A 24,058-nucleotide genomic window follows, 5' to 3' on the forward strand; every position below is an offset into this window, starting at 1 on the left:
TGGCGCTCTAGGCTCTTCGGTACCGCCGAGTCGCGCAGTGCGGGGACGGGCACCGCACACGCACCGGAGCGCCAGCGGTACTTGAGCGGCGTCCCCGACCGAGGACGCCGCCGGGCAAGGAGGGCCGCATGACCGTACGGCGAGTAATGGGCATCGAGACGGAATACGGGATCTCCGTCCCCGGCCACCCCAACGCCAATGCCATGCTCACCTCGTCCCAGATCGTCAACGCCTACGCGGCGGCGATGCACCGGGCCCGGCGGGCCCGCTGGGACTTCGAGGAGGAGAATCCGCTGCGGGACGCGCGGGGCTTCGACCTCGCCCGCGAATCCGCCGACTCCAGTCAGCTCACCGACGAGGACATCGGCCTCGCCAACGTCATCCTCACCAACGGGGCACGGCTCTACGTCGACCACGCACACCCCGAATACAGCTCCCCCGAAGTGACCAACCCGCTCGACGCCGTCCTGTGGGACAAGGCCGGCGAGCGCATCATGGCCGAGGCCGCCGAACGCGCGGCCCAGCTCCCCGGCGCCCAGCCGATCCACCTCTACAAGAACAACACCGACAACAAGGGCGCCTCCTACGGCACGCACGAGAACTACCTGATGAAGCGGGAGACCCCCTTCTCGGACATCGTGCGCCACCTCACGCCGTTCTTCGTCTCGCGCCAGGTCGTCACCGGAGCGGGCCGCGTCGGTATCGGTCAGGACGGCCACGAGCACGGCTTCCAGCTCAGCCAGCGCGCCGACTACTTCGAGGTCGAGGTCGGCCTCGAGACCACCCTGAAGCGCCCCATCATCAACACCCGCGACGAACCGCACGCGGACGCCGAGAAGTACCGCCGCCTGCACGTGATCATCGGCGACGCGAACCTGTCCGAGATCTCGACCTATCTCAAGCTCGGCACCACCGCCCTCGTCCTGTCCATGATCGAGGACGGCTTCATCGCCGTCGACCTCGCCGTGGACCAGCCGGTGCGCACCCTGCACCAGGTCTCGCACGACCCCTCCCTCAAGCGCCTGATCACCCTCCGCAGCGGCCGGACGCTCACCGCGGTCCAGCTCCAGATGGAGTACTACGAACTGGCGCGCAAGTACGTCGAGGAACGCTTCGGGGCCGACGCGGACGAGCAGACCAGGGACGTGCTGACCCGCTGGGAGGACGTCCTCGGCCGGCTGGAGACCGACCCGATGAGCCTGGCGGGCGAACTGGACTGGGTCGCCAAGCGGGAGCTCATGGAGGGCTACCGGCGCCGCGACAACCTCGACTGGGACGCCGCCCGGCTGCATCTGATCGACCTGCAGTACGCCGACGTACGCCCCGACAAGGGCCTCTACAACCGGCTGGTGGCCCGGGGCCGGATCAAGCGGCTGCTGGACGAGACGGGCGTGGAGCGGGCCGAGACGAAGCCGCCGGAGGACACCCGCGCGTATTTCCGCGGACGGTGCCTGGAGCAGTACGCGGACGACGTGGCGGCCGCCTCCTGGGACTCGGTGATCTTCGACCTGCCGGGCCGGGACTCGCTCCAGCGCGTCCCAACCCTGGAGCCGCTTCGCGGAACGCGTAATCACGTCAAGGAGCTCCTGGACCGGTGTCGCACGGCGGAAGACCTGGTCAGGGTCCTGTCGGGGCACTGAGGCGGCTCCTGGGCCGATCCCGCCCGACAGGGTGGAAAGGCCGCCGTCCGGGAATCATCGGAGTGGTTCCCGGACGTTGCAGTAACTGCGGGGCCGATGTCGGACCCTGCTTGTAGGGTCTGATCAAGAACGTCGAGACCGAGCGGGGTGAGGGTTATGGCGACCAAGGACACCGGCGGCGGACAGCAGAAGGCGACGCACAACACCGAGGAGGTCGAGGAGGCGCCCGAGGCACAGGCGTCCGAAGACCTCAAGGAACGCCAGGAGAAGCTGAGCGACGACGTCGACTCCGTCCTGGACGAAATTGATGACGTCCTCGAGGAGAATGCAGAGGACTTCGTTCGAAGCTTCGTTCAGAAGGGTGGGCAGTAGCCCGGATCTTCCTTCGATTCGAAGGTGTGATCCGAGGTCTGGTGTGGTGGGCGAAGAGATGGTGAAGCGCTGCTCGCGGTGCAGGGAGTCCAGGCCGCGGGCAGCTTTTGCCGGCAACCGTGCCGCGGGGGACGGACTTCGGGCCCACTGCCGGGAGTGCTGGGCGGAGTACCACCAGGCCCGGCAGGTGGCAAAAGGTAAGAACGTTCGGCCGGGGGCGGAAACACCTGACGGGCACAAGTTCTGCCGAAGTCGTAGTGAGATCGAGCCGCACAGTAAGTGGCATCGAAATGCGACGGCCACTGACGGCCTCTCGGCGAGCTGCAAAACCTGCCGGGCGACCAAAGGGCGCGCCGGCCATTCGAAACGTCGGTACGGCATCACCGAAGCCGAGCGGGACGAGATGATCGCCTCGCAGATGGGGCTCTGCGTGATCTGCCCGAAAGCTCCGGCCGTTCATGTGGATCACTGCCACGAGACGGGTAGGGTCCGTGGCGTACTGTGCTTCAACTGCAATTCGGCCATCGGCAAGTTGGGAGACGATCCCGACGCAGTTCGTCGGGCTGCCGCCTACTTGGAGGGATCCTCGTGGAAGCCAACACTCGTAGCACCGGGCGTCTACCGGCTGCCTTCCTGACGCCCGGGTCGTCGTCCTTCATGGACTTCCTGTCCGACCACCAGCCGCACATGCTTCCCGGCAACCGGCAGCTGCCGCCCACGCAGGGAGTGATCGAGGCCCCGCACGGCACCACCATCGTCGCCGTCACCTTCGCCGGCGGCGTCGTGCTCGCCGGCGACCGGCGCGCCACGATGGGGAACGTCATCGCGCAGCGGGACATCGAGAAGGTGTTCCCGGCGGACGAGTACTCGGCCGTCGGAATCGCCGGCACCGCGGGCCTGGCCGTCGAGATGGTGAAGCTGTTCCAGCTGGAGCTGGAGCACTTCGAGAAGGTGGAGGGCACCACGCTCTCCCTGGAGGGCAAGGCGAACCGCCTCTCCACGATGATCCGTTCGAACCTCAGCATGGCCATGCAGGGCCTCGCCGTGGTCCCGCTCTTCGCCGGCTTCGACGTCGACCGCGACAGGGGCCGCATCTTCTCGTACGACGTGACGGGCGGCCGGTCCGAGGAGCACGGCTTCGCGGCCACCGGCTCCGGTTCGCTCTTCGCCCGGGGCGCGATGAAGAAGCTGTTCCGCAAGGACCTGACCGAGGACCAGGCCACCACGCTGGTCGTGCAGGCGCTGTACGACGCGGCCGACGACGACTCGGCGACCGGTGGTCCCGACGTCGCCCGCCGGATCTACCCGATCGTCACCGTGATCACCGAGGACGGCTTCCGCCGACTCACGGACCAGGAGTCCTCCGAGATCGCCCGCGTGATCCTGGAGCGCCGCCTGGAGCAGCCCGACGGTCCGCGCGCCGAGCTGCTCTGACAGCGGCCCGCTTTTTCCAGGTGATCCAGTGACTTCCACAGAAAGGGACGGATAGCCGGTGTCGACGCCGTTCTATGTATCACCCCAGCAGGCGATGGCGGACCGGGCGGAATACGCCCGCAAGGGCATCGCTCGTGGTCGCAGCCTCGTCGTGCTGCAGTTCGCCGACGGCATCGTGTTCGTCGGCGAGAACCCGTCCCGTGCGCTGCACAAGTTCAGCGAGATCTACGACCGGATCGGCTTCGCCGCGGCCGGCAAGTACAACGAGTACGAGAACCTCCGCATCGGCGGTGTGCGGTACGCCGACATGCGGGGATACACCTACGACCGTGCCGACGTGACCGCCCGCGGTCTCGCCAACGTCTACGCCCAGACGCTGGGCACGATCTTCTCGTCCGCGGCGGAGAAGCCGTACGAGGTGGAGCTGGTCGTCGCCGAGGTGGGGGAGACCCCCGAGGGCGACCAGATCTACCGGCTGCCGCACGACGGCTCGATCGTCGACGAGCACGGATCGGTCGCGGTGGGCGGCAACGCCGAGACGATCAGCACGTACCTCGACCAGCGGCACGAGGACGGGATGTCGCTGGCGGAGGCGCTGAAGCTGGCCGTCCAGGCCCTGTCGCGGGACACGAACGGCAGCGAGCGGGAGATTCCCGCGGAGCGGCTGGAGGTCGCGGTGCTGGACCGGACGCGGCCGCAGCAGCGGAAGTTCAAGCGGATCGTCGGGCGTCAGCTCGGGCGGTTGCTGGAGACCGGCGGGGCCTCCACCGCGGCGGAGGCCGAAGGGCCCGAAGGCGAGGAGTGATTCCTCGACCGCCTTGTGTCCTGTGTGCCCCCGGCCTCTCGCAGGCCGGGGGCACACGGCGTTTCCGGGGACCGGCCGTGGTGGGGCGGGCGGGTCCGTGGGGGCCTGCCGCGCAGTTCCCCGCGCCCCTCAGGGGGCGCTGGGCGGGGCCGTGGAGCCCCGCACCACCAGGGTGACCGGGATGTCGTCCTGGGGTGGGGTGCGGGCCTCCAGGACCGCCAGCAGGGCCTGCATGCCCCGTTCGCCGAAGAGTTCCGCGTCCAGGCGGACCGTCGTCAGTTCCGGGTCGAGGGCGGTCGCCAGGGCCAGGTCGTCCAGGCCGGTGACGGAGAGGTCCTCCGGGATGCGCAGGCCCAGGCGGCGGGCGGCCTTGTAGGCGCCCGCGGCCAGTTTGTCGTCGTCGCAGACCACGGCGCTGGGGCGGGGGCCGGGAGCGGACAGGGCGGCGGTCGCGGCGGCCAGCGCTCCGTCGATGGAGATCGGTGCGGGGGCCGTGCGCAGTGCGGTGCCGGGTGCCGCCGCCAGGCGTTCGGCGAGTTCGCGGGCGCGCACCTCGAAGGTCCAGGACGGGATGTCGGCCGCGAGGTGCAGGAAGCGGCGGTGGCCGAGGCCCAGCAGGTGTTCGGCCACCTGCCGGACGCCGTCGCGGATGTCGAGGTTGACGGTGGTGGCGCCGGTGCCGCCGTCCGGGTCGCTGTCGAGCATGACGAGGGGCAGCTGGTCGCCGCGGATGGCGGTGAGGGCGTCGGCGGCCATGGAGGAGGCGATGACGCCGTCCAGGGCGGCCTGTGCGGAGGCGAAGGGGTCGCGGGCCGGCCCGATGCCCTCGGGGGAGGGGTAGAGGACCACGCCGAACCCGTGCCCGGCGGCGACCCGGGCGGCGCCGGTGTACACACCCGCGAAGAACTCGGTGGTGAGGGCCGGGACGACCAGCAGGACGGTGCGGGTGCTGCCGAGGCGGAGGTTGCGGGCGGCCAGGTTGGGCCGGTAGCCGAGCTCGCGGGCGGCCTCCCGTACGCGGTCCGCCGTCCGTTCGGAGACGCGTCCGCGCCACTTGTCGCCGAGCACCAGTGAGACGGCCGCCTGGGACACCCCCGCGGCCCGGGCGACGTCACGGCTCGTGGGGCGGGCGCTGCCTGCTGCCACCGTCGACCTGTCTTTCTGCTGGACTCGCGGACCTGGACTCGCGGACTGCGCACATGGTACGTATGACGAGCGACGTTATACGTAAAACTTCCTCCGCTCGCGACACCGCGGGCGACGGACGCGCACGACGGACGCACACGAAGACACGGACAGGCGATCACGGGCGGCGTGGAGCCGGGAGGGGCAGGACATGGCTGCGGGATACCTGGAGATCCTCCGCACGAGGCATGCCGCGCGGCTGCTCACGGGCACGCTGGTGGGCCGGCTGCCGAACGCCGCGGGCGCCATCGCCGTCGTGCTCTTCGTCCGTTCGCAGGGCGGCACCTACAGCCTCGCCGGGGCGCTCGCCGCGGTCTACGGGGTGTCCAACGCGGTGGGCCAGCCGCTGCTGGGCCGCCTGGTGGACCTGTACGGGCAGCCGCGGGTGCAGCTGCCCGCCGCGCTCGTCTCCGCCCTGGGCATGACCGTGTTCGCGCTCACCGGCACGGGGTCGCTGCCGCTCGCGTACGTCCTGATCGCGGTCGCCGGGCTCTTCACGCCGCCGCTGGAGGGCGGCCTGCGGGCGCTGTGGCCCTCGGTGCTGTCCAAGGAGGGGCAGGTGCACACGGCGTACGCGATGGACGCCGTGGCGCAGGAGGTGATGTTCACCGTCGGGCCGCTGCTGGTGACGCTGTGCGTGTCTTTGTGGTCCGCGCAGGCGGCGCTGATCGTCCTCAACGTGATCGGTGTCCTGGGCGCCCTCTCCGTGGTCGTGTCGCGCCCCTCGCGCGCGTGGCGTTCGGCGCCCAGGGAGGCGCACTGGCTGGGTGCGCTGCGGTCGCCCGGACTCGTCGCGCTGCTCTGCGCGTTCCTTTTCGTCGGTATCGCGCTCGGCTCGATCACGGTCGTGGGCGTGTCGTACGCGGACGGCCACGGCGGCGACGCGACGTACGGCCGGCTGATGGCGGCCCTCGGGCTCGGGGCGCTCGTCGGCGGCACGGTGTACGGGGCGCGGCGCTGGAGCGGTGCGCCGGAGCGGCGGCTGCGGGTGCTGGTGGCCCTCCTGGCGGTGTGTTACCTGCCGCTGATGCTGGTGCCCGGCGAGGTGGCCATGACGGCACTGGTCGCCCTGGCGGGAGTCTTCCTGGCGCCCTGTATCGCCTGCGCCTTCATCATCGTCGACCGGCACGCGCCGAGGGGCACGGTCACCGAGGCGTTCTCGTGGCTCGTGACGACGTTCACCGTGGGGGCGTCGGTCGGAACGGGGCTCGCGGGACCGGTCGTGGAGTGGGGCGGGGCGGTACGGGGCTTCGCCGTGCCGGGGGTGGCCGGGGGTGCCGCGCTGCTGGTCCTGCTGGCCACCGGGCGGGTCCTCGCAGTTGCGGACGGGAGCACCGTGGTGGGCGGAAGTTCGGAAAATGATCGAAACGGTGCCACCGAACCCCGTTTCAGCACAGGCTCTCAGGCGTAATGTTCAGTCATGGACCGCCGCATTTTCGGGCTGGAGAACGAGTACGGCGTCACGTGTACGTTCAGGGGACAGCGGCGTTTGTCTCCCGACGAGGTGGCGCGGTACCTCTTCCGCCGTGTCGTGTCATGGGGCCGCAGCAGCAATGTCTTTCTGCGCAACGGTGCCCGCCTCTATCTAGACGTGGGATCACATCCGGAATACGCCACTCCTGAGTGTGACAACCTGACGGAACTCGTCACCCACGACAAGGCCGGCGAACGCATTCTGGAAGGACTCCTGGTAGACGCGGAGCGACGCCTGCACGAGGAAGGAATCGCGGGCGACGTCTACCTCTTCAAGAACAACACCGACTCGGCGGGCAACTCCTACGGCTGCCACGAGAACTATCTGGTGGCCCGTCACGGGGAGTTCTCCCGGCTCGCGGACATCCTCATCCCCTTCCTCGTCACGAGGCAGCTCCTCTGCGGTGCCGGCAAGGTGCTGCAGACCCCGCGGGGCGCGGTGTACTGCGTCAGCCAGCGGGCGGAGCACATCTGGGAGGGCGTCTCCTCGGCGACGACCCGCTCCCGGCCGATCATCAACACCCGGGACGAACCGCACGCGGACGCCGAGCGCTACCGCAGGCTGCACGTCATCGTCGGCGACTCGAACATGTCCGAGACGACCATGCTGCTCAAGGTCGGTGCCACCGACCTCGTGCTGCGCATGATCGAGGCGGGCACGGTGATGCGCGACCTGACCCTGGAGAACCCGATCCGGGCGATCCGCGAGGTCAGCCACGACATCACGGGCCGCCGCAAGGTGCGCCTGGCCAGCGGCCGGGAGGCGTCCGCGCTGGAGGTGCAGCGCGAGTACTACGAGAAGGCCGTGGACTTCGTGGAGCGCCGCGGCATCCGCACCGGGGTCGTGGACCAGGTCCTGGAGCTCTGGGGCCGCACGCTCGACTCGATCGAGTCCGAGGACCTCGACCGGATCGGCACCGAGATCGACTGGGTCATGAAGTACAAGCTCATCGAGCGGTACCGCGCCAAGCACAACATGACGATGTCGCACCCGCGCGTCGCCCAGATAGACCTCGCCTACCACGACATCCACCGTCGCCGGGGTCTGTACTACCTGCTCGAGAAGCGCGGGCAGGCCGCGCGGATCTGCAACGACCTGAAGATCTTCGAGGGCAAGTCGGTGCCGCCGCAGACCACTCGGGCCCGGCTGCGCGGCGACTTCATCCGGCGGGCGCAGGAGCAGCGCCGGGACTTCACGGTCGACTGGGTGCACCTGAAGCTCAACGACCAGGCGCAGCGCACCGTTCTGTGCAAGGACCCGTTCCGTTCCGTCGACGACCGCGTGGAGAAGCTGATCGCCGGGATGTAGGCGCGCGTCCGTACGACAGGGATTCCGTCCGACAAGGGTTCCGTCCGACACGACAAGGGTCCTGTACGCCACGGGTGTACAGGACCTTTGTCGTGTCCTCCCTACGTCCTCCCTACGTCCTCCCTACGTCCTCCCTACGTCCTGGGCCGGTACGGTCGGTTCCGCCTGCCCCGGCCCGGTGGCATGAGGGCCTAGAGTGGCCGGACCCCATTCGAGCGACCTTAGGATCGATGTGCGACGCCGACTTGCTGCTCTCCTGATCGTGCCCGCCCTGGCGCTGACCGCGTCCGCCTGCGGAAGCGACGACGACAAGGGCGACAAGGACAAGGCCGACCCGTCGGCGGCGTCCTCGGCGTCACCCGCCGCGGCGCCGAAGCCGGTGGACTCGGCGGAGCCGATGCCCGAGGTCAAGGGCGCCTTCGGCAAGAAGGCGACGATCGAGGTGCCCAAGGGCGACCCGAGCGACAAGTTCGTCGTGCACCCGGTCTCCGAGGGCGACGGCGCGGTGGTGAAGAAGGACGACCTGGTGTCGATGAACTTCACCGGCAAGGTCTGGAAGAGCGGCAAGGACCTCGGCTCCTCCTACCAGGAGGGCGGCGCCCCGCAGCTGATCACGGCCGGTTCCGAGACGGTCATCCCGGCGTTCTCCCAGGCGCTCGTGGGGCAGAAGGAGGGCAGCCGCGTCCTGGTCGTGGCCCCGCCGGCCGCCGGCTTCGGCAGCCAGGGCAACCAGCAGGCCGGCGTCACCGGCACCGACACCCTGGTCTTCGCGCTCGACGTCGGCGACGTCGTCCCGAAGAAGGCCGAGGGCCGGCAGGCCGCCATCCCGTCGGACCTGCCGCAGATCAAGGCCGACGACGAGGCGCCCGCCACCATCTCCGTCCCGAAGAACGACCCGCCGGCCAAGCTCGTCGACAAGGTCCTCATCCAGGGCAAGGGCGCCGAGGTCAAGAGCGGCAAGACGGTCACCATGCAGTACAGCGGCGCCGCCTGGAAGATCAACGAGGGCAAGGCGAAGGCCACGCTCTTCGACTCGTCCTGGAAGACCGGCCAGCCCTTCAGCACCGCCATCGGCCAGGGCCAGGTCATCCCGGGCTGGGACAAGGGGCTCGTCGGCAAGCACGTCGGGGACCGGGTCCTGCTGGTGATTCCGCCGGCCCAGGCGTACGGCGACCAGGAGAAGGGCAAGGAGTTGCCCGCCAAGTCCACCCTCGTCTTCGTGGTCGACATCCTGGCCACGAGCTGAGGATGACAGACTGTCCGGGTTGTCCCACCGAGAACGAGCAGGAGCACTGACGTGAGCATCGAGAAGCCCGAGATCGACTTCCCGGGTGGCGAGCCCCCCAAGGATCTCGAGATCAAGGACATCTGGGAGGGGGACGGCCCGGTGGCCAAGGCGGGCGACACCGTCTCCGTCCACTACGTCGGCGTGGCCTTCTCCACCGGCGAGGAGTTCGACGCGTCCTGGAACCGCGGCACACCGCTCAGCTTCAAGCTGGGTGTCGGCCAGGTCATCGCGGGCTGGGACCAGGGCGTCCAGGGCATGAAGGTCGGCGGCCGCCGCCAGCTGACCATCCCGGCGCACCTCGCGTACGGCGAGCGCGGCGCCGGCGCCCGCATCGGCCCCGGCGAGACGCTGATCTTCGTCTGCGACCTCGTAGGGGTCTGACGTCCCGGTCGTCATGTGTCGCGTCCCGCAGGCCGTGTGATCGCGGTCCGACCGGACCCGGTCACTTGGGGTCCATGCCCGTCCGGGCATGGACCCTCGGCTTTTGCCACGACACCCCGGGGCGGTACGGTCATCGGTCGGAAGCACCATAGGAAGGGCGTCGATGGCCATTGCCAAGGCGGAGCGGCTGATGAACCTGGCGCTGTGTCTGCTCGGGACGCGGCGACCGCTCAGCAAGCGTGAACTCCGCGAGTCCATCGAGGCCTACCTGGAAGCCGGCTCGGACGACTCCTTCAACCGCATGTTCGAGCGGGACAAGGACGACCTCCGGGAGCTCGGCCTGGTGATCGAGACGGTGGAGAACCTCGACGGCGACGTCGGCTACCTGGCCCGCCGCGACAGCAACCGGCTGCCGCCCATCACCCTCGACGCCGAGGAGGCCGCCGCCCTCGGCCTGGCCGCCAAGGTCTGGCAGCAGGCCCGGCTCGCGGGCGCGGCGAGCGGCGCCCTGCAGAAGCTGCGCGCCGCGGGCCTGCCCGAGGGCGTCGACCCGTATGAGCCGCACGGCGCGCTGGAGCCGCGCATCCCCGTGCACGAGGCCGCCTTCGAGCCGCTGATGCTGGCCTGCCGCGACCGGCGTCCCGTCACCTTCGACTACCGCAAGGCGACCGCGGCCCGCCCCGGGCCCCGCCATGTGGAGCCCTGGGCCCTGGAGTGCTGGCGGGGCCACTGGTACCTGGCCGGCTGGGACCGCGACCGGGGGGCCGAGCGCGTGTTCAGGCTGTCCCGGATCACCGGCAAGGTCCGTACCCGCAGTGGCGGGTACACGGCCGAGGTGCCCGACGTCGTGACCGTGCGGGAGACCGTCGCGGGCTGGGCGGGGGACATCACCGACCGCACCGCGCGGATCCGGCTGCGGACGGGCTCGGGCTACCCGCTGCGCGCCAAGGCGGCGTCGGTGCGGGAACTCGGCGACGGGTGGGACGAGTTGGAGATTCCGTACGGGCACGGTCTGGACGCCTGGCTGGTGGAGTTCGGGCCCGACGTGGTGGTCCTGGAGCCGGCCGAGCTGCGGGCCGACGTCGTGGACCGGCTGCGCGCCGTGGCCAAGGGCTGAGGGGGAACACAGGAAAGTGGCAGGAAAACCGGCCAGGCCCACCAACGCGATCGACCAGACGCGGCGGATGCTCTCCCTGGTGACGTATCTGCGTGAGCGCCCCGGCGCGCGGATCGAGGACGTGGCGCGGGCCTTCGGGATCACCGAGGACGAGCTGATCTCCGACCTCGACGTGCTGCCGCTGTGCGGGACGAGTTTCCGCGGCGGCGACCTGCTCGACATCGACACCGACGGTGACCGGATCTGGTGGCACAACCCGGACGACGTCGCGGAACCGCTGCGGATCGCCGCCGACGAGGCGACCGCGCTGCTGGTGGCCGCGCGGGCCGTGTCGACCCTGCCGGGCCTGCGGGAGGGCGACCGGCAGGCGCTGCTGCGGGCCACCGCGAAGGTGGAGGCCGCCTCGGGCGAGGCGGCGGGCGCCAGCTCCCGGCTCTCGGTCACCTTCGAGGCGGAGGGCGGCGTCTTCGCGGACGTCGACCGGGCGATCTCCGAGCGGCGCAGGCTGTGGATCCGCTACTACTCGCCCTCGCGGGACGAGCTCAGCGAGCGCGAGATCGACCCGATCCGCCTGGTCAGCGTCGGACACACGTACGTGGAGGCGTGGTGCCGGCGCTCCGAGGCGCGGCGCACCTTCCGGCTGGACCGGGTCGCCGAGATCAAGATCCTCGACGAGCCGTCCGCGCCGCCCGAGATCGAGCTGCGGGACCTCTCGGAGGGCCTGGTGCAGCCGGCCGCCGAGGACCCGGAAGTGGTGGTGGAGGTCGGCCCCGGCGGGCGCTGGGTCGCCGAGTACTACCCCCACGACAGCGCCGAGGAGCTGCCGGACGGCGGACTGCTCATCACCCTGCGCACCCCCGACCCGGCCTCGCTGCGCCGCCTCGCGCTGCGGCTCGGGCGCGACGGCCGGATCGTCTCGCCGCCGGAGGTCGCCGACAGCGCCCGCCGGGCGGCCCGCGAGGCACTCGCGGCCTACGACGCACCACAGGACGGGTACGACGACCCCCCGCGGGTCCTCCCCGTACCCGCCGCATCCGGTGCCGGCGGTCCGGACGCCGTACCGGGAGGCGGCGGGGGAGCGCCGCGTCCGGAGGGCGGGCCGCACGGAGTTCACGACGGGCTGTACGACAGGCAGGAGCAGGGGCTGTGAGCGGGTCGGCGATGTCCGGTACGGACGAGGTGTCCGTGGCGTCCGCGTTCTACGGGATGACGAGGGTGGACCCCGTGGTGTTCAAGGCCGCGTGCCCCGACTGCCGGGCCGGCTTCGAGCTCGCGGCGAGCGCCCTGCGCCTGGTCGTCGGCGCCACCCACCGGACCACTTTCTACTCCTTCACCTGCCCGCAGTGCCGGTCGGCGGTGCGCAAGCCGGCCGGGGAGCGCATCGTCGAGCTCCTCACCGGTGGAGGGGTGCGGGCCCTGCGTCTGCACGCCCGGACCACGGGGGCTTAAGGTCGCACCATGTTCTGGCCGATGTTCGCGATCGCTGTGGGTTTCCTGGGAATCGCCGTGCTCGGCGTGCTCGCCGTCCGGGTCTTCCTGGAGGCGGAACGTCTGGGCAGGCAGGTCGACGCGTCCGCCCGCCGGATCAACCGCGCCGCCGAGGACCTGGAGCGCGCCTCCGCCGGAGCGGCCCGTTCCGCGGACGCCCTCTGAGGCCCCCGTCCGTACTCTTTGAGCCGCGCTGACCTGTCGAGCCGACGGGGTCGGCAGGTACGCTGCTGGTCGCGGCCCGGAGAGCGAGGCGCGGACCGCGAACCGGGAGTACGCACAGGGATTGCCCCGCGTTCACCCCTGGGCGTTACGATCGCTGTCAGCGCGATCCTCGGACAGACGTCCGACCGGTCGGGCAGCAACCCCACCACGCCGCCTCGGTGAGAAGGTAAAAGCTTATGTTCGGAAGGCTCGGCGCCCCCGAGATCATTCTCATCCTCGTCGTCGTCATCCTGCTGTTCGGCGCGAAGAAGCTTCCCGACATGGCCCGCTCCCTGGGCAAGTCCGCCCGCATCCTCAAGAGCGAGGCCAAGGCGATGAAGACCGAGGGCAAGGACGACACCGCCGCCCCCGCCGCCCCGCCGCACGACGACCAGCAGCCCCCGCGCACCATCCAGGCCGCGCCCGGTGACGTGACCAGCTCCCGCCCGGTCACCGAGCCGACGGACACGACCAAGCGCTGACACAGGGCCGGTGACCTCCGGTCCGCCGCACGAGATGGGAACGTGGGTTGCTCAAGTCCGCGCGCAAGAAGGAAGAGAAGGACCCCGAGGGACGGATGCCCCTCGCGGAACACCTTCGTGAGCTCCGCAACCGGCTCGCGAAGGCGATGCTGGCCATCGTCCTCGTCACGGTCGTCGCCGCTTTCTTCTACAACGACATCATCAACTTCTTCACCGAGCCGATCCTCAAAGAGGTCGGCTGCGACAAGACCTTCCAGCAGCTGGCGAGGTCGTCGGACGACGACCCCTGCGCGCAGATCACGATCAACGGTCTGCTGACGCCCTTCACGCTGGCCCTGAAGGTGTCGCTGATGGCCGGTGTCGTGCTGGCCTCGCCGGTCTGGCTCTACCAGCTCTGGGCCTTCGTCGCGCCCGGGCTGCACAAGACCGAGAAGAAGTACGCCTACGCGTTCGTCGCCTCGGGCGTCCCGCTCTTCCTCGGCGGTGCCTTCTTCGCCTACAAGGTGCTTCCCACCACCGCGAAGGTCCTGATCGAGTTCACCCCGTTCGGGGTCGACAACCTGCTGCCGCTGGACGACCTGCTCGACCTCGTGACCCGCATGGTCGTCGTCTTCGGTCTCTCCTTCGAGCTGCCGCTGCTCCTGGTCATGCTCAACATGACCGGAGTGATCACCGGCAGGCGCATGGCCGGCTGGTGGCGCGGCATGATCATGGGCATCACCGTCTTCGCCGCCGTCGCCACGCCCAGCACGGACCCGCTGACGATGCTGGCGCTCGCCGGGCCCATCTGGATCCTGTACTTCGCGGCCACCGCCTTCTCACTGCTGAACGACCGCCGCCGGGCCCGTCGCGAGGCCGAGGGCCCCGACGACGACGAGGCCTCCGAGCTCGACCTCACCCCCGAGGACATCGGCGAGATCGAACCCGTGGCGGTGAACCGCGCGCTGCCCGCACAGGCGGACGCCGAGCGGGAGCGGATCAACGGTTACGACGACGTGACCTGACGTCGCCGCCGGCCTTGTAGGGTCCGGCCGTGACCAGCGAGATCACCCTCTTCGTCAATCCCACCGCGGGACGCGGCCGGGGCGCCCGCGCGGCGCAGCCGGCCGCCTCGGTTCTGCGGGCGGCCGGCTTCTCCGTACGCACCGTCCTCGGCGAGAACGCCCAGGACGCCCTCGCCCGCGCGCGCGGCGCCGTCCGGGCCGGCACGGGCGCCCTGGTGGCCGTCGGGGGCGACGGCATGGCGAACCTCGCCCTGCAGGCCGTCGCCGGGACGCGTACGCCCCTCGGGCTGGTCGCCGTGGGCACCGGCAACGACTTCGCGCGGGCCCTCGGACTGCCCGTGCGCGACCCGGCCGCCGCCGGACGGGTGGTCGCCGAGTCGCTCAAGGGCGGCCGGCTGCGGGACGTCGACCTCGGACGGGTGGGCGATGCCTGGTTCGGCACGGTCCTCGCCTCCGGCTTCGACTCGCGGGTCAACGACCGGGGCAACCGCATGCGGTGGCCGGGCGGCCGCTTCAGGTACGACCTCGCGATGCTCGCCGAACTCGCCGCCCTCAGACCCTTCCCCTACCGGATCACCCTGGACGGCGGGCGGGTCCGGGAGGCCGAGGCGACCCTGGTGGCCGTCGGCAACGGATCCTCGTACGGGGGCGGGATGAGGATCTGCGCGGACGCAGACCTCACCGACGGCCTCTTCGACGTCACCGTGGTCGGCGCCTGCAGCCGCACCGCGCTGCTCCGCGTCTTCCCGCAGGTCTACCGGGGCACCCACCTGGGCCACCCCGTGGTCACCGTGCACCGGGCCGCGAGGGTCGAACTGGCCGCGGAGGGCGTCACGGGCTACGCCGACGGCGAACCGCTCGGCCCGCTCCCGCTGACCGCGCACTGCGTACCCGGGGCGGTACGGATCGCGGGGCCCTGAACCGCCCGGAGATCCCTCCGGTCCGTCCCGGACGGACCGGCGCACCCGGATCCGCCGGGTCCGATCGGATAATGATCGTCCTGTTGTCGGTGGTGGCCGGTAGTCTCGAAAGCACGATGACAGAGGACCTCTCACCGGCCGAGCGGTACGCGGCAGCACGGAAGCGCGCTGTCGAGCAGGCCACCGCGCTCGCCGGCTTCCGCGAGATGTACGACTTCGGCCTCGACCCCTTCCAGATCGAGGCCTGCCGAGCCCTTGAAGGCGGCAAGGGCGTCCTGGTGGCGGCGCCCACCGGCTCGGGCAAGACGATCGTCGGCGAGTTCGCCGTCCACCTGGCCCTCACGCAGGGCAAGAAGTGCTTCTACACGACCCCCATCAAGGCCCTGTCGAACCAGAAGTACGCGGATCTCTGCCGCCGCTACGGCGCGGACAAGGTCGGCCTCCTCACCGGCGACAACAGCGTCAACTCCGACGCCCCGGTGGTCGTGATGACCACCGAGGTGCTGCGCAACATGCTGTACGCGGGCTCGCGCACGCTCCTCGGCCTCGGATACGTCGTCATGGACGAGGTGCACTACCTCTCGGACCGCTTCCGCGGCGCCGTGTGGGAGGAAGTGATCATCCACCTCCCCGAGTCGGTCACCCTGGTGTCGCTGTCGGCGACCGTGTCGAACGCCGAGGAGTTCGGGGACTGGCTCGACACCGTTCGCGGCGACACCGAGGTGATCGTCTCCGAGCACCGGCCCGTCCCGCTGTTCCAGCACGTGCTCGCCGGACGCCGGATGCACGACCTCTTCGAGGAGGGCGAGGGCCACAAGAAGGCCGTCAACCCCGACCTCACGCGCCTCGCGCGCATGGAGGCCAGCCGCCCCTCGTACCAGGACCGCAAGCGGGGCCGCGCCATGCGCGAGGCCGACCGCGAGCGCGAGCGGCGCCAGCGGTCCCGGACGTGGACACCTGGCCGGCCCGAGGTCATCGAGCGGCTCGACTCCGAGGGCCTGCTGCCCGCCATCACGTTCATCTTCAGCCGGGCCGCCTGCGAGGCAGCCGTCCAGCAGTGCCTGTACGCGGGCCTGCGGCTGAACGACGAGGACGCCCGGGAACGCGTCCGCGCACTGGTGGAGGAGCGCACGGCGTCCATCCCGGACGAGGACCTGCACGTCCTGGGCTACTACGAGTGGCTGGAGGGCCTGGAGCGCGGCATCGCGGCCCACCACGCGGGCATGCTGCCGACGTTCAAGGAGGTCGTCGAGGAGCTGTTCGTACGCGGCCTGGTGAGAGCCGTGTTCGCCACCGAGACCCTCGCGCTGGGCATCAACATGCCCGCCCGCTCGGTGGTCCTGGAAAAGCTCGTCAAGTGGAACGGCGAGCAGCACGCGGACATCACCCCCGGCGAGTACACCCAGCTCACCGGCCGGGCCGGCCGCCGCGGCATCGATGTCGAGGGCCACGCCGTGGTGCTGTGGCAGCGCGGTTTCGACCCCGACCACCTCGCGGGACTCGCCGGCACGCGCACCTACCCGCTGCGCTCCAGCTTCAAGCCGTCGTACAACATGGCGGTGAACCTCGTCGAGCAGTTCGGGCGGCACCGCTCGCGCGAGCTGCTCGAGACGTCCTTCGCGCAGTTCCAGGCCGACAGGTCGGTCGTCGGGATCTCCCGCCAGGTGCAGCGCAACGAGGAGGGGCTCGAGGGCTACAAGGAGTCCATGACCTGCCACCTCGGGGACTTCGACGAGTACGCGCGACTGCGCCGCGAACTGAAGGACCGCGAGACCGAGCTGGCCAAGCAGGGCGCCTCCCAGCGCCGCGTCGAGGCGGCCGTCGCGCTGGAGAAGCTCAAGCCGGGCGACATCATCCACGTCCCGACCGGCAAGTTCGCGGGGCTCGCACTGGTCCTCGACCCGGGACTGCCCGCCGGACGCTCCAACGGCCACCGGGGCTTCGAGCAGCACGACGGGCCCCGGCCGCTCGTGCTCACCGCCGAGCGGCAGGTCAAGCGGCTGGCGTCGATGGACTTCCCGGTGCCGGTGGAGGCCCTGGAGCGGATGCGCATCCCGAAGTCGTTCAACGCGCGCTCGCCGCAGTCGCGCCGCGACCTGGCCTCCGCGCTGCGCACCAAGGCCGGCCACATCGTGCCCGACCGGCACCGCAGGAAGCGGGCCGAGGCCGCCGACGACCGCGAGATCGCCCGGCTGCGGACCGAGATCAGGGCCCATCCCTGCCACGGGTGCAGCGACCGCGAGGACCACGCCCGCTGGGCCGAGCGCTACCACCGGCTGCGGCGCGACACCGCGCAGCTGGAGCAGCGCATCGAGGGCCGGACGAACACCATCGCCCGCACCTTCGACCGCATCGTCGCGCTGCTGACCGAGATGGACTACCTGCGCGGCGACGAGGTCACCGAGCACGGCAAGCGGCTCGCCCGGCTCTACGGCGAGATGGACCTCCTGTCCAGCGAGTGCCTGCGGGAAGGGGTCTGGGAGGGCCTGGCACCGGCCGAACTGGCCGCGTGCGTCTCGGCGCTGGTGTACGAGTCCAGGGCGGCCGACGACGCGATGGCGCCCAAGCTGCCGTCCGGCAGGGCGAAGGCCGCGCTGGGCGAGATGGTCCGCATCTGGGGCCGCCTCGACGCCCTGGAGGAGGACTTCCGCATCACGCAGACCGAGGGCGTGGGCCAGCGCGAGCCCGACCTGGGCTTCGCCTGGGCGGCGCACGAGTGGGCGTCGGGCAAGGGTCTCGACGAGGTGCTGCGCGAGGCCGAGATGCCCGCCGGCGACTTCGTGCGCTGGTGCAAGCAGGTCATCGACGTGCTCGGGCAGATCTCGGCGGCCGCGCCGACGACGACCGCCGCGGGTTCGACGGTGGCGAAGAACGCGCGCAAGGCGGTCGACCAGCTGCTGCGCGGCGTGGTGGCCTACTCGTCCGTGGGATGAGCGCGACGAACGCGCCGAGGTGACGGAGCGGATCCGGGGCCGGCCCTGCGAGGCCCCCCGGATCCCGTACCGGACACGGCAGGACCGAACCCCTTCGGATGAAGGGGTTTCGCACGCCCGTACGCCATCACCCAGAGTGTTCGTACGGATGCCGAGCGTGTAAATGTGGCAGAGCGTACTCCTGTCACAGGGGTGATTTCAGGTGGTTGCTGAATATGACACAGCGATGATCCGGTCGGACTAAGCTCGCCCGCAGCGCACCGAGTTGAGATGAAATCGTGCGTTTGTTCCCCATAGTTCCGAAGATCCAGTTACCTCCCCCCCCCACCTCCAGCCGACCTGTCTCAGAGGGCATACATGGTGAGTGTTCAATTGCCTCCCGGTGGCCGTGAAGTTCCCTACGCCCGCGTGCTGTTGCTGCCCGCCATAGCGATGGCCGCCGCGACCGGCGCCGCCGTCGCCCTGGTGGCGCAGCCGGCTCGGGCGGCCGTCATCTGGTGCGGTGCCGTCGCGACCCTGCTGGTGACCGCGACGGCGGCCGAAGCGGTCCGCCGCGGCCGTGTCGTCCGCGCGGCGCGGGCCGAGTTCGACCGCCGCACCGAAGCCATGCAACGACGCGTGTCCCTGCACGACGCCGAGATCGACCACCTGCGCGAGCATCTGCTGCCCACGGTGCTGAAGGTGATGCGCGGCGGCCGTTCGCCCCAGGAAGCCGTCCGGCGGATCGTCGACGAGGACCCCGCCCAGCGGAACATCCCCCGCTCCCAGCGCGCGCTCCTGATCGAAGTGCTGGAGATCATCGACAACGAGGAACTCCAGCGCGAGGCCGCGCAGCGCTCGTTCGTCAACATCGCCCGCCGCGTCCAGGCGATCGTCCACCAGCAGAACGTGGAACTGCGTGAGATGGAGGAGGACCACGGGCGCAACCCCGAGGTCTTCGACGACCTGCTGCGCATCGACCACGGCACCGCGCTGATCGGCCGCCTCGCCGACTCCATCGCCGTGCTCGGCGGCGGCCGCCCCGGCCGCCAGTGGCCCGCGCCGGTCCCGCTGTACAGCGCGCTGCGCGGCGCCATGTCCCGGATCCTGGAGTACCGGCGCATCGAGCTGCACTCCATCGCCAAGGTCGCCGTCAGCGGCATCCACGTCGAGCCGGTCATCCACGCCGCCGCCGAACTCCTCGACAACGCCACGCGCTACTCGCCGCCGCACACCAAGGTGCACGTCACCGCCGTCGAGGTGCAGACCGGCGTCGCCATCGAGATCGAGGACGCCGGCGTCAGCCTCAGCGAGGAGGCCCGCCTGCGGGCCGAGGCGATGCTCGCGCGGGCCGCCGAGGGCCCCGACCTCAACCAGCTCGGTGAGGACCCGCGGCTCGGCCTCGCCGTCGTGGGCCGCCTCATGGACATGTACGACATGCAGGTCTCGCTGCGGCAGTCCGCCTACGGCGGTGTACGGGCCGTCCTCGTCGTCCCGCGCAAGCTGCTCACCGAGGAGGACGCGCCCGGTCTCGCCCACGGCATCGGCGCCGCGGCCGTGCCCCAGGTCGACTTCGACGGGGTCAAGGGCCCCGACCGCAAGGAGAAGAAGCGCCGTCCCACCACCGGGCCCCGTGTCCGCACCCCGGACGGCACGGCGGAGGACGACGACGTCCCCGAGGTCACCGAGTGGACCGCGGGCGGACTGCCGCAGCGCCGCAGCCGTATGAAGGTCCCCTACAGCCAGCGGGTGAGGGAGGCCCGGGCCGCGGCCGCGGAGGCGGAGACCGCGCGCAAGGAAGGGCGTCCGGTCATCGACTGGACCCGGTCGTCCACGCAGGTGCCCAAGCCCAGGAAGAAGGAAGAGAAGGAACCCGGGCTGTGGGTCGAGGCGTTCATGGCCGGCCTCAAGGGCGGCGACGACCCGCAGCAGACGCCCGGAGCGACGAGCAGTCCGGCCCGTACGGAGGCCGACGACGAGGGGGACCCCAAGTGATCCAGCAGCGCGCCAATTTCGACTGGATGCTCAAGGAGCTGTCCGACGGGGTGTACGGGACCCGGCAGGTCGTCGTGCTCTCCGCGGACGGTCTGCGCATCGCCCGGTACGGCGGCGACCCCGACGCCGCCGACCGCATCGCCGCCGCCTGCGCCGGCCTGCAGAGCCTCGCCGGGGCCGTCGCCACCGAGATCCCCGACACCGACGGCAAGATGCGCATGGTGATCATCGAGATGGAGGGCGGCTACTTCTACATGATGGCCGCGGGGCCCAACGCCTACCTCGCGGTACTGGCGGAGGCCCATGTCGACGCCGGACTCATGAGCGCCCGGATGCGTGACCTCGTCGTCCGCATCGGTGCGCACCTCACGAGTCCGCCCCGGCGGAACGGGCAGACCGTATGAGTCCACCGCAACGACGCCGACGCGTCCCCAAGGCGGCGCCGCGGCAGGAGAAACCCGCCCCGCTCCCGGCCGAGGCCGGGAAGGAGGACGGCCCGGGACGGACGCGCGATCTGGAGCGGCTGTACGTCGTCACCGGCCAGGCCGCGGGCGGCGACCGCGCCGAACTCGACCTGGTCACCCTGATCGTGGCGTGTGCCGACGCCCCGCCCACCGCCCAGCCGGAGCAGCTGGCGCTGCTCCGGCTCTGCCGGGCCCCCATGTCCGTGGCCGAGGTCTCGGCCTATCTCCATCTGCCGTTCAGCGTGGTGACCGTACTGCTGACCGAGCTGCTGACGGCTGAACTGGTACAGGCGCGCGTTCCGATCGTCCGCTCGGAACTGCCCGACCGTTCCCTCCTCGAAGCGGTGATGCATGGACTTCAAAAGCTCTGAGACCGTCCCGGGACCTCGCGCCGAGGACCACCTCCCGCACACGGCGACCGCCGCGGTGAAGATCGTGATCGTGGGCGGTTTCGGGGTCGGAAAGACGACCATGGTCGGTTCCGTCAGCGAGATCAGGCCGCTGACCACCGAAGAGACCATGACGCAGGCCGGCATCGGTGTCGACGACAACTACGGCTCCGACACGAAGACGGCCACCACCGTCGCCATGGACTTCGGCCGCATCAGCATCACCGAACAGCTGGTGCTGTACCTGTTCGGCACCCCCGGCCAGGAGCGCTTCTGGTTCCTGTGGAACGGCCTGTTCGAGGGTGCGCTGGGCGCGGTCGTCCTGGTTGACACCCGGCGCCTGGAGGTCAGCTTCGACGTCATCGGACGCCTGGAGGAGCGCGGCGTGCCGTTCGTCGTCGCCGTCAACGACTTCCCGGACGGACCCCACTACCCCATGGACGACCTGCGGGCGGCGCTCGACCTGTCCGAGGAGATCCCCATGGTGAAGTGCGACGCGCGCCGCCGGGCCTCCAGCCGGGACGTCCTGATGACGCTGATGCGCTTCCTGCACTCGATCGCCATGGCGCAGGCGTCGGCCTGATCCCGCCGGGCCGCCGACGGCCGCGGTCGCGTACGCGAACTCGGCCCGCCCGACGGCCCACGCACCGCACGACCCCGGCTCGACCCCGACCGAAGACACCGCAACCCCGCCCCGAAAGCGATCACCGTGACGCCTGAATCCCCCTTCCCCACCGGCACGGACGACCTCATGACCGGGCCGCCGCCGAGCTGTCCCGCCCATGGCACCGGCCCCGGCGGACTGCGCCGCCTGTACGGACCCGAGGCGCAGGACCTGGCGGCCCTGTACGAGAAGCTGCGCGCCGAGCACGGCTCCGTGGCACCCGTGCTGCTGCACGACGACGTGCCCATCTGGCTGGTCCTCGGACACGGCGAGAACCTCCACATGGTCAGCAACCCGTCGGTCTACACCCGCGACAGCCGCATCTGGACCGCCCTGCTGGACGGCACGGCGAGCGCCGACCACCCGCTGATGCCGCTCATCACCTGGCAGCCGATCTGCTCCCACGCCGAGGGCGACGAGCACCAGCGGCTGCGCGGCGCGGTCATGGGCGCCATGTCGACCATCAACTCCCGCGACCTGCGCCGCCACATCAACCACTGGACCCAGGAGCTGGTGAACCAGTTCTGCCGGCGCGGCAGCGCCGACCTGGTCTCGCAGTTCGCCGAGCACCTGCCGATGGCCGTGCTGTGCGAGATCCTCGGCATGCCCGAGGAGTACGACGACAAGATGGTGCAGGCCACCCGCGACCTGCTCAAGGGCACCGAGACCGCGATCGCCAGCAACGAGTACGTGATGAGCGTGCTGATGCGGCTGACGGTCCGCCGCCGTGCCGAACCCGCCGAGGACTTCACCAGCCATCTGCTCGGCCACCCGGCCGGACTCACCGACGAAGAGGTGGGCCAGCACCTGCGGCTCGTCCTCCTCGCCGCGTACGAGGCCACCGCGAACCTCCTCGCCAACGTGCTGCGGGTGGTCCTCACCGATCCGGGCTTCCGCGCCCAGCTCAACGGCGGGCAGATGACGGTGCCGCAGGCGGTGGAACAGTCCCTGTGGAACGAGCCGCCGTTCAGCAACGTCCTCGGCTACTTCGCCAAGCAGGACACGGAACTGGGCGGGCAGCGCATCCGCAAGGGTGACGGACTGCTCTTCGGGATGGCGGCGGGCAACGTCGACCCGCACGTCCGCCCGGACCTCAAGGCGAACATGAAGGGCAACCGCTCGCACCTCGCCTTCGGCGGCGGCCCGCACGAGTGCCCCGGCCAGGACATCGGCCGTGCCATCGCCGACGTCGGCGTGGACGCGCTCCTCAAGCGGCTCCCGGACGTGCAGCTCGGTGTCGACGAGGCCGAGCTGACGCGGACCTCGTCGATCTCCTCGCGCCACCTGGTGGAACTGCCGGTGGTGTTCGCGCCGGCGTCGCCGCAGGACGTCATGGACCGGCCGGGCGTCGCCGAGGTGCCGCGCCCGCGTCCGGACTGGGACCTCTCGGACCCGTCGGCGGACGGCATCCTCGTGCCGCGTCCCACGATCGACCTGCCGGAGACGCCGGCCGCCGGTCCGGACGCCGAGCCGGGACACCGGCTCGGCGCCTGGCAGCGGTTCGTGCGCTGGTGGCGGGGTTACTGAGCCCGTCCGCCGACGGCCCCGTCACCGTCCCGGTCACCGGCCCACTCGTCGTGGGCGGACCAGGCCCGCAGGGTCCGTCCGCTGCTGAACGCGTGCCGGTGCCCGGTGACCGGGTCGGTGAACTCCAGCGCCCGCGCCAGCAGTTGCAGCGGGCGCCGGAAGTCACCGGCCGGCACGGGGCCGGTGACCACCGGGTACAGCGGGTCGCCGAGGATCGGCACGCCCAAGGCGCACATGTGCACCCGCAGCTGATGGGTCTGGCCGGTCCGGGGGAGCAGCCGGTAGCGGGCCAGGCCGCCTCGGTGCTCCGCCCGCTCGATCCGGGTCACGGCGTTCGGCTCGCCCGGCACCTGCCGGGCGGCGAGCACCCCGCGCTCCTTGAGGATCCGGCTGCGGACGGTACGGGGCAGGTCCAGGTCCGCCGCGTACGGAGCGACGGCCTCGTACTCCTTGTGCACGAGCCGGTCGCGGAACAGCGTCTGGTACGCGCCCCGTTCCTCGGGCCGCACCGTGAACAGCACGAGCCCGGCGGTGAGCCGGTCGAGCCGGTGGGCCGCCCCGAGCGCGGGCAGTCCCAGCTCCCGCCGCAGCCGCGCGAGAACCGTCTCGGTGACATGGCTGCCCCGGGGTGTCGTCGCGATGAAGTGCGGTTTGTCGGCCACCACGATGTGCTCGTCGCGGTACACGACCTCGACGGGGAACGGCACCCGCTCCTCGGCGGGCAGCTCCCGGTGGAACCAGACGAACATGCCGGGCAGGTACGCCGTGTCCGGTGTCACGGCCCGCCCGTCGGCCCCCACGACCCCTCCCGCGGCGAACATCTCCTCGACGGCCGCGGCCCGGGACGCGAGCCGCTCGCGCAGGTACTCCCGCACGGTGCCCCACTCCCCGCCGGCCGGCAACCGTATCCGTACGGCATCGACCCCGTCCCGCTGGGGCAGGGGAGACTCCGGAACCACCTTTTTCCGCCGCACCGCACAAGCGTACGCAGTGCCGCAGGCCGAG

24 protein-coding genes are annotated in these 24,058 nt (G+C 70.9%); 22 read left to right on the forward strand and 2 right to left on the reverse strand.

Annotated elements, in window-relative coordinates:
• The first annotated feature begins 128 nt into the window (after nt 1-128).
• The 5 genes from dop to prcA all read left to right on the forward strand — a co-directional run bounded on the left by dop (nt 129) and on the right by prcA (nt 4,251).
• Entirely contained in the window at nt 129-1,640 is a 1,512-nt protein-coding gene (gene dop, locus QFZ75_RS31175) for a depupylase/deamidase Dop (RefSeq protein ID WP_373465969.1), read from the forward strand.
• 156 nt (nt 1,641-1,796) lie between these two features.
• Nucleotides 1,797-2,012, forward strand: coding sequence for a ubiquitin-like protein Pup (locus tag QFZ75_RS31180; protein ID WP_307542227.1), 216 nt, complete (start codon nt 1,797-1,799; stop codon nt 2,010-2,012).
• A 58-nt stretch (nt 2,013-2,070) separates the two neighbouring features.
• Nucleotides 2,071-2,649 (forward strand): endonuclease VII domain-containing protein, encoded by a 579-nt coding sequence (locus tag QFZ75_RS31185; protein WP_307544916.1) that lies wholly within the window; start codon nt 2,071-2,073, stop codon nt 2,647-2,649.
• Complete coding sequence (prcB, locus tag QFZ75_RS31190) at nt 2,601-3,446, forward strand: proteasome subunit beta (protein ID WP_307542228.1); 846 nt, start codon at nt 2,601-2,603, stop codon at nt 3,444-3,446. The genes QFZ75_RS31185 and prcB overlap by 49 nt, the downstream gene beginning before the upstream one ends.
• A gap of 58 nt (nt 3,447-3,504) precedes the next feature.
• A complete protein-coding gene (prcA, locus tag QFZ75_RS31195) occupies nt 3,505-4,251 on the forward strand; it encodes a proteasome subunit alpha (RefSeq protein ID WP_307542229.1) in 747 nt (248 codons plus the stop codon).
• Nucleotides 4,252-4,380: 129 nt separating this feature from the next.
• On the opposite strand, the gene QFZ75_RS31200 is transcribed toward prcA, so the two are convergent.
• Nucleotides 4,381-5,397, reverse strand: coding sequence for a LacI family DNA-binding transcriptional regulator (locus QFZ75_RS31200; protein ID WP_307542231.1), 1,017 nt, complete (start codon nt 5,395-5,397; stop codon nt 4,381-4,383).
• Between the two features lie 190 nt (nt 5,398-5,587).
• Here QFZ75_RS31200 and QFZ75_RS31205 point away from each other — a divergent pair, with 190 nt between their 5' ends.
• The 17 genes from QFZ75_RS31205 (at nt 5,588) to QFZ75_RS31285 (ending at nt 23,053) form a co-directional block, all read left to right on the forward strand.
• Nucleotides 5,588-6,847 (forward strand): MFS transporter, encoded by a 1,260-nt coding sequence (locus QFZ75_RS31205; protein WP_373465970.1) that lies wholly within the window; start codon nt 5,588-5,590, stop codon nt 6,845-6,847.
• A gap of 9 nt (nt 6,848-6,856) precedes the next feature.
• Nucleotides 6,857-8,218 carry a Pup--protein ligase gene (gene pafA, locus QFZ75_RS31210; protein WP_149512755.1) on the forward strand — a complete coding sequence of 454 codons (1,362 nt, stop codon included), beginning with the start codon at nt 6,857-6,859 and terminating at the stop codon, nt 8,216-8,218.
• Nucleotides 8,219-8,450: 232 nt separating this feature from the next.
• Nucleotides 8,451-9,464 carry an FKBP-type peptidyl-prolyl cis-trans isomerase gene (locus QFZ75_RS31215; RefSeq protein ID WP_307542234.1) on the forward strand — a complete coding sequence of 338 codons (1,014 nt, stop codon included), beginning with the start codon at nt 8,451-8,453 and terminating at the stop codon, nt 9,462-9,464.
• A 51-nt stretch (nt 9,465-9,515) separates the two neighbouring features.
• A complete protein-coding gene (locus tag QFZ75_RS31220) occupies nt 9,516-9,887 on the forward strand; it encodes an FKBP-type peptidyl-prolyl cis-trans isomerase (RefSeq protein ID WP_307542236.1) in 372 nt (123 codons plus the stop codon).
• 163 nt (nt 9,888-10,050) lie between these two features.
• Nucleotides 10,051-11,004, forward strand: a complete 954-nt coding sequence (locus QFZ75_RS31225) for a YafY family protein (RefSeq protein ID WP_307542238.1) — start codon at nt 10,051-10,053, stop codon at nt 11,002-11,004.
• A gap of 16 nt (nt 11,005-11,020) precedes the next feature.
• Nucleotides 11,021-12,154: a YafY family protein gene (locus QFZ75_RS31230; RefSeq protein ID WP_307542240.1), complete on the forward strand. Its 1,134-nt coding sequence runs from the start codon at nt 11,021-11,023 to the stop codon at nt 12,152-12,154.
• Nucleotides 12,155-12,165: 11 nt separating this feature from the next.
• The gene (locus QFZ75_RS31235; protein ID WP_307544917.1) at nt 12,166-12,453 is read left to right on the forward strand and encodes a hypothetical protein; all 288 of its coding nucleotides are present in this window, start codon (nt 12,166-12,168) and stop codon (nt 12,451-12,453) included.
• A gap of 9 nt (nt 12,454-12,462) precedes the next feature.
• Complete coding sequence (locus QFZ75_RS31240) at nt 12,463-12,657, forward strand: hypothetical protein (RefSeq protein ID WP_307542241.1); 195 nt, start codon at nt 12,463-12,465, stop codon at nt 12,655-12,657.
• A gap of 236 nt (nt 12,658-12,893) precedes the next feature.
• Nucleotides 12,894-13,178, forward strand: a complete 285-nt coding sequence (gene tatA, locus QFZ75_RS31245; RefSeq protein WP_307542243.1) for a Sec-independent protein translocase subunit TatA — start codon at nt 12,894-12,896, stop codon at nt 13,176-13,178.
• Between the two features lie 47 nt (nt 13,179-13,225).
• A complete protein-coding gene (gene tatC, locus QFZ75_RS31250) occupies nt 13,226-14,182 on the forward strand; it encodes a twin-arginine translocase subunit TatC (RefSeq protein WP_307542244.1) in 957 nt (318 codons plus the stop codon).
• Nucleotides 14,183-14,211: 29 nt separating this feature from the next.
• Nucleotides 14,212-15,102 (forward strand): diacylglycerol kinase, encoded by an 891-nt coding sequence (locus QFZ75_RS31255; RefSeq protein WP_307542246.1) that lies wholly within the window; start codon nt 14,212-14,214, stop codon nt 15,100-15,102.
• 71 nt (nt 15,103-15,173) lie between these two features.
• Nucleotides 15,174-18,035 carry an RNA helicase gene (locus tag QFZ75_RS31260; protein ID WP_307542248.1) on the forward strand — a complete coding sequence of 954 codons (2,862 nt, stop codon included), beginning with the start codon at nt 15,174-15,176 and terminating at the stop codon, nt 18,033-18,035.
• Between the two features lie 357 nt (nt 18,036-18,392).
• A complete protein-coding gene (locus QFZ75_RS31265; protein WP_307542249.1) occupies nt 18,393-20,009 on the forward strand; it encodes a sensor histidine kinase KdpD in 1,617 nt (538 codons plus the stop codon).
• Nucleotides 20,006-20,413 carry a roadblock/LC7 domain-containing protein gene (locus tag QFZ75_RS31270; RefSeq protein WP_107019841.1) on the forward strand — a complete coding sequence of 136 codons (408 nt, stop codon included), beginning with the start codon at nt 20,006-20,008 and terminating at the stop codon, nt 20,411-20,413. The genes QFZ75_RS31265 and QFZ75_RS31270 overlap by 4 nt, the downstream gene beginning before the upstream one ends.
• The gene (locus QFZ75_RS31275; RefSeq protein WP_307542252.1) at nt 20,410-20,844 is read left to right on the forward strand and encodes a DUF742 domain-containing protein; all 435 of its coding nucleotides are present in this window, start codon (nt 20,410-20,412) and stop codon (nt 20,842-20,844) included. The genes QFZ75_RS31270 and QFZ75_RS31275 overlap by 4 nt, the downstream gene beginning before the upstream one ends.
• On the forward strand, nt 20,825-21,445 hold the full coding sequence (locus QFZ75_RS31280; protein WP_307542254.1) for an ATP/GTP-binding protein: 621 nt from the start codon (nt 20,825-20,827) through the stop codon (nt 21,443-21,445). The genes QFZ75_RS31275 and QFZ75_RS31280 overlap by 20 nt, the downstream gene beginning before the upstream one ends.
• Nucleotides 21,446-21,571: 126 nt before the next feature.
• A complete protein-coding gene (locus tag QFZ75_RS31285) occupies nt 21,572-23,053 on the forward strand; it encodes a cytochrome P450 (protein WP_307542256.1) in 1,482 nt (493 codons plus the stop codon).
• On the opposite strand, the gene QFZ75_RS31290 is transcribed toward QFZ75_RS31285, so the two are convergent.
• Nucleotides 23,047-24,027 (reverse strand): RluA family pseudouridine synthase, encoded by a 981-nt coding sequence (locus QFZ75_RS31290; RefSeq protein WP_307542257.1) that lies wholly within the window; start codon nt 24,025-24,027, stop codon nt 23,047-23,049. The genes QFZ75_RS31285 and QFZ75_RS31290 overlap by 7 nt on opposite strands.
• Nucleotides 24,028-24,058: the final 31 nt, after the last annotated feature.

It is taken from the genome of Streptomyces sp. V3I8 (genome assembly GCF_030817535.1).
Lineage (GTDB): Bacteria > Actinomycetota > Actinomycetes > Streptomycetales > Streptomycetaceae > Streptomyces.

Excerpts from the sequence above, each read along its gene's own strand:
- QFZ75_RS31260 (WP_307542248.1), top strand. The coding sequence starts at position 15,174 with ATGATCGTCCTGTTGTCGGTGGTGGCCGGTAGTCTCGAAAGCACGATG.
- QFZ75_RS31235 (WP_307544917.1), top strand. The coding sequence starts at position 12,166 with ATGTCCGGTACGGACGAGGTGTCCGTGGCGTCCGCGTTCTACGGGATG.
- dop (WP_373465969.1), top strand. The coding sequence starts at position 129 with ATGACCGTACGGCGAGTAATGGGCATCGAGACGGAATACGGGATCTCC.
- QFZ75_RS31205 (WP_373465970.1), top strand. The coding sequence starts at position 5,588 with ATGGCTGCGGGATACCTGGAGATCCTCCGCACGAGGCATGCCGCGCGG.
- pafA (WP_149512755.1), top strand. The coding sequence starts at position 6,857 with ATGGACCGCCGCATTTTCGGGCTGGAGAACGAGTACGGCGTCACGTGT.
- QFZ75_RS31225 (WP_307542238.1), top strand. The coding sequence starts at position 10,051 with ATGGCCATTGCCAAGGCGGAGCGGCTGATGAACCTGGCGCTGTGTCTG.
- QFZ75_RS31180 (WP_307542227.1), top strand. The coding sequence starts at position 1,797 with ATGGCGACCAAGGACACCGGCGGCGGACAGCAGAAGGCGACGCACAAC.
- QFZ75_RS31265 (WP_307542249.1), top strand. The coding sequence starts at position 18,393 with ATGGTGAGTGTTCAATTGCCTCCCGGTGGCCGTGAAGTTCCCTACGCC.
- tatA (WP_307542243.1), top strand. The coding sequence starts at position 12,894 with ATGTTCGGAAGGCTCGGCGCCCCCGAGATCATTCTCATCCTCGTCGTC.
- QFZ75_RS31280 (WP_307542254.1), top strand. The coding sequence starts at position 20,825 with ATGGACTTCAAAAGCTCTGAGACCGTCCCGGGACCTCGCGCCGAGGAC.
- QFZ75_RS31275 (WP_307542252.1), top strand. The coding sequence starts at position 20,410 with ATGAGTCCACCGCAACGACGCCGACGCGTCCCCAAGGCGGCGCCGCGG.
- QFZ75_RS31185 (WP_307544916.1), top strand. The coding sequence starts at position 2,071 with ATGGTGAAGCGCTGCTCGCGGTGCAGGGAGTCCAGGCCGCGGGCAGCT.
- QFZ75_RS31240 (WP_307542241.1), top strand. The coding sequence starts at position 12,463 with ATGTTCTGGCCGATGTTCGCGATCGCTGTGGGTTTCCTGGGAATCGCC.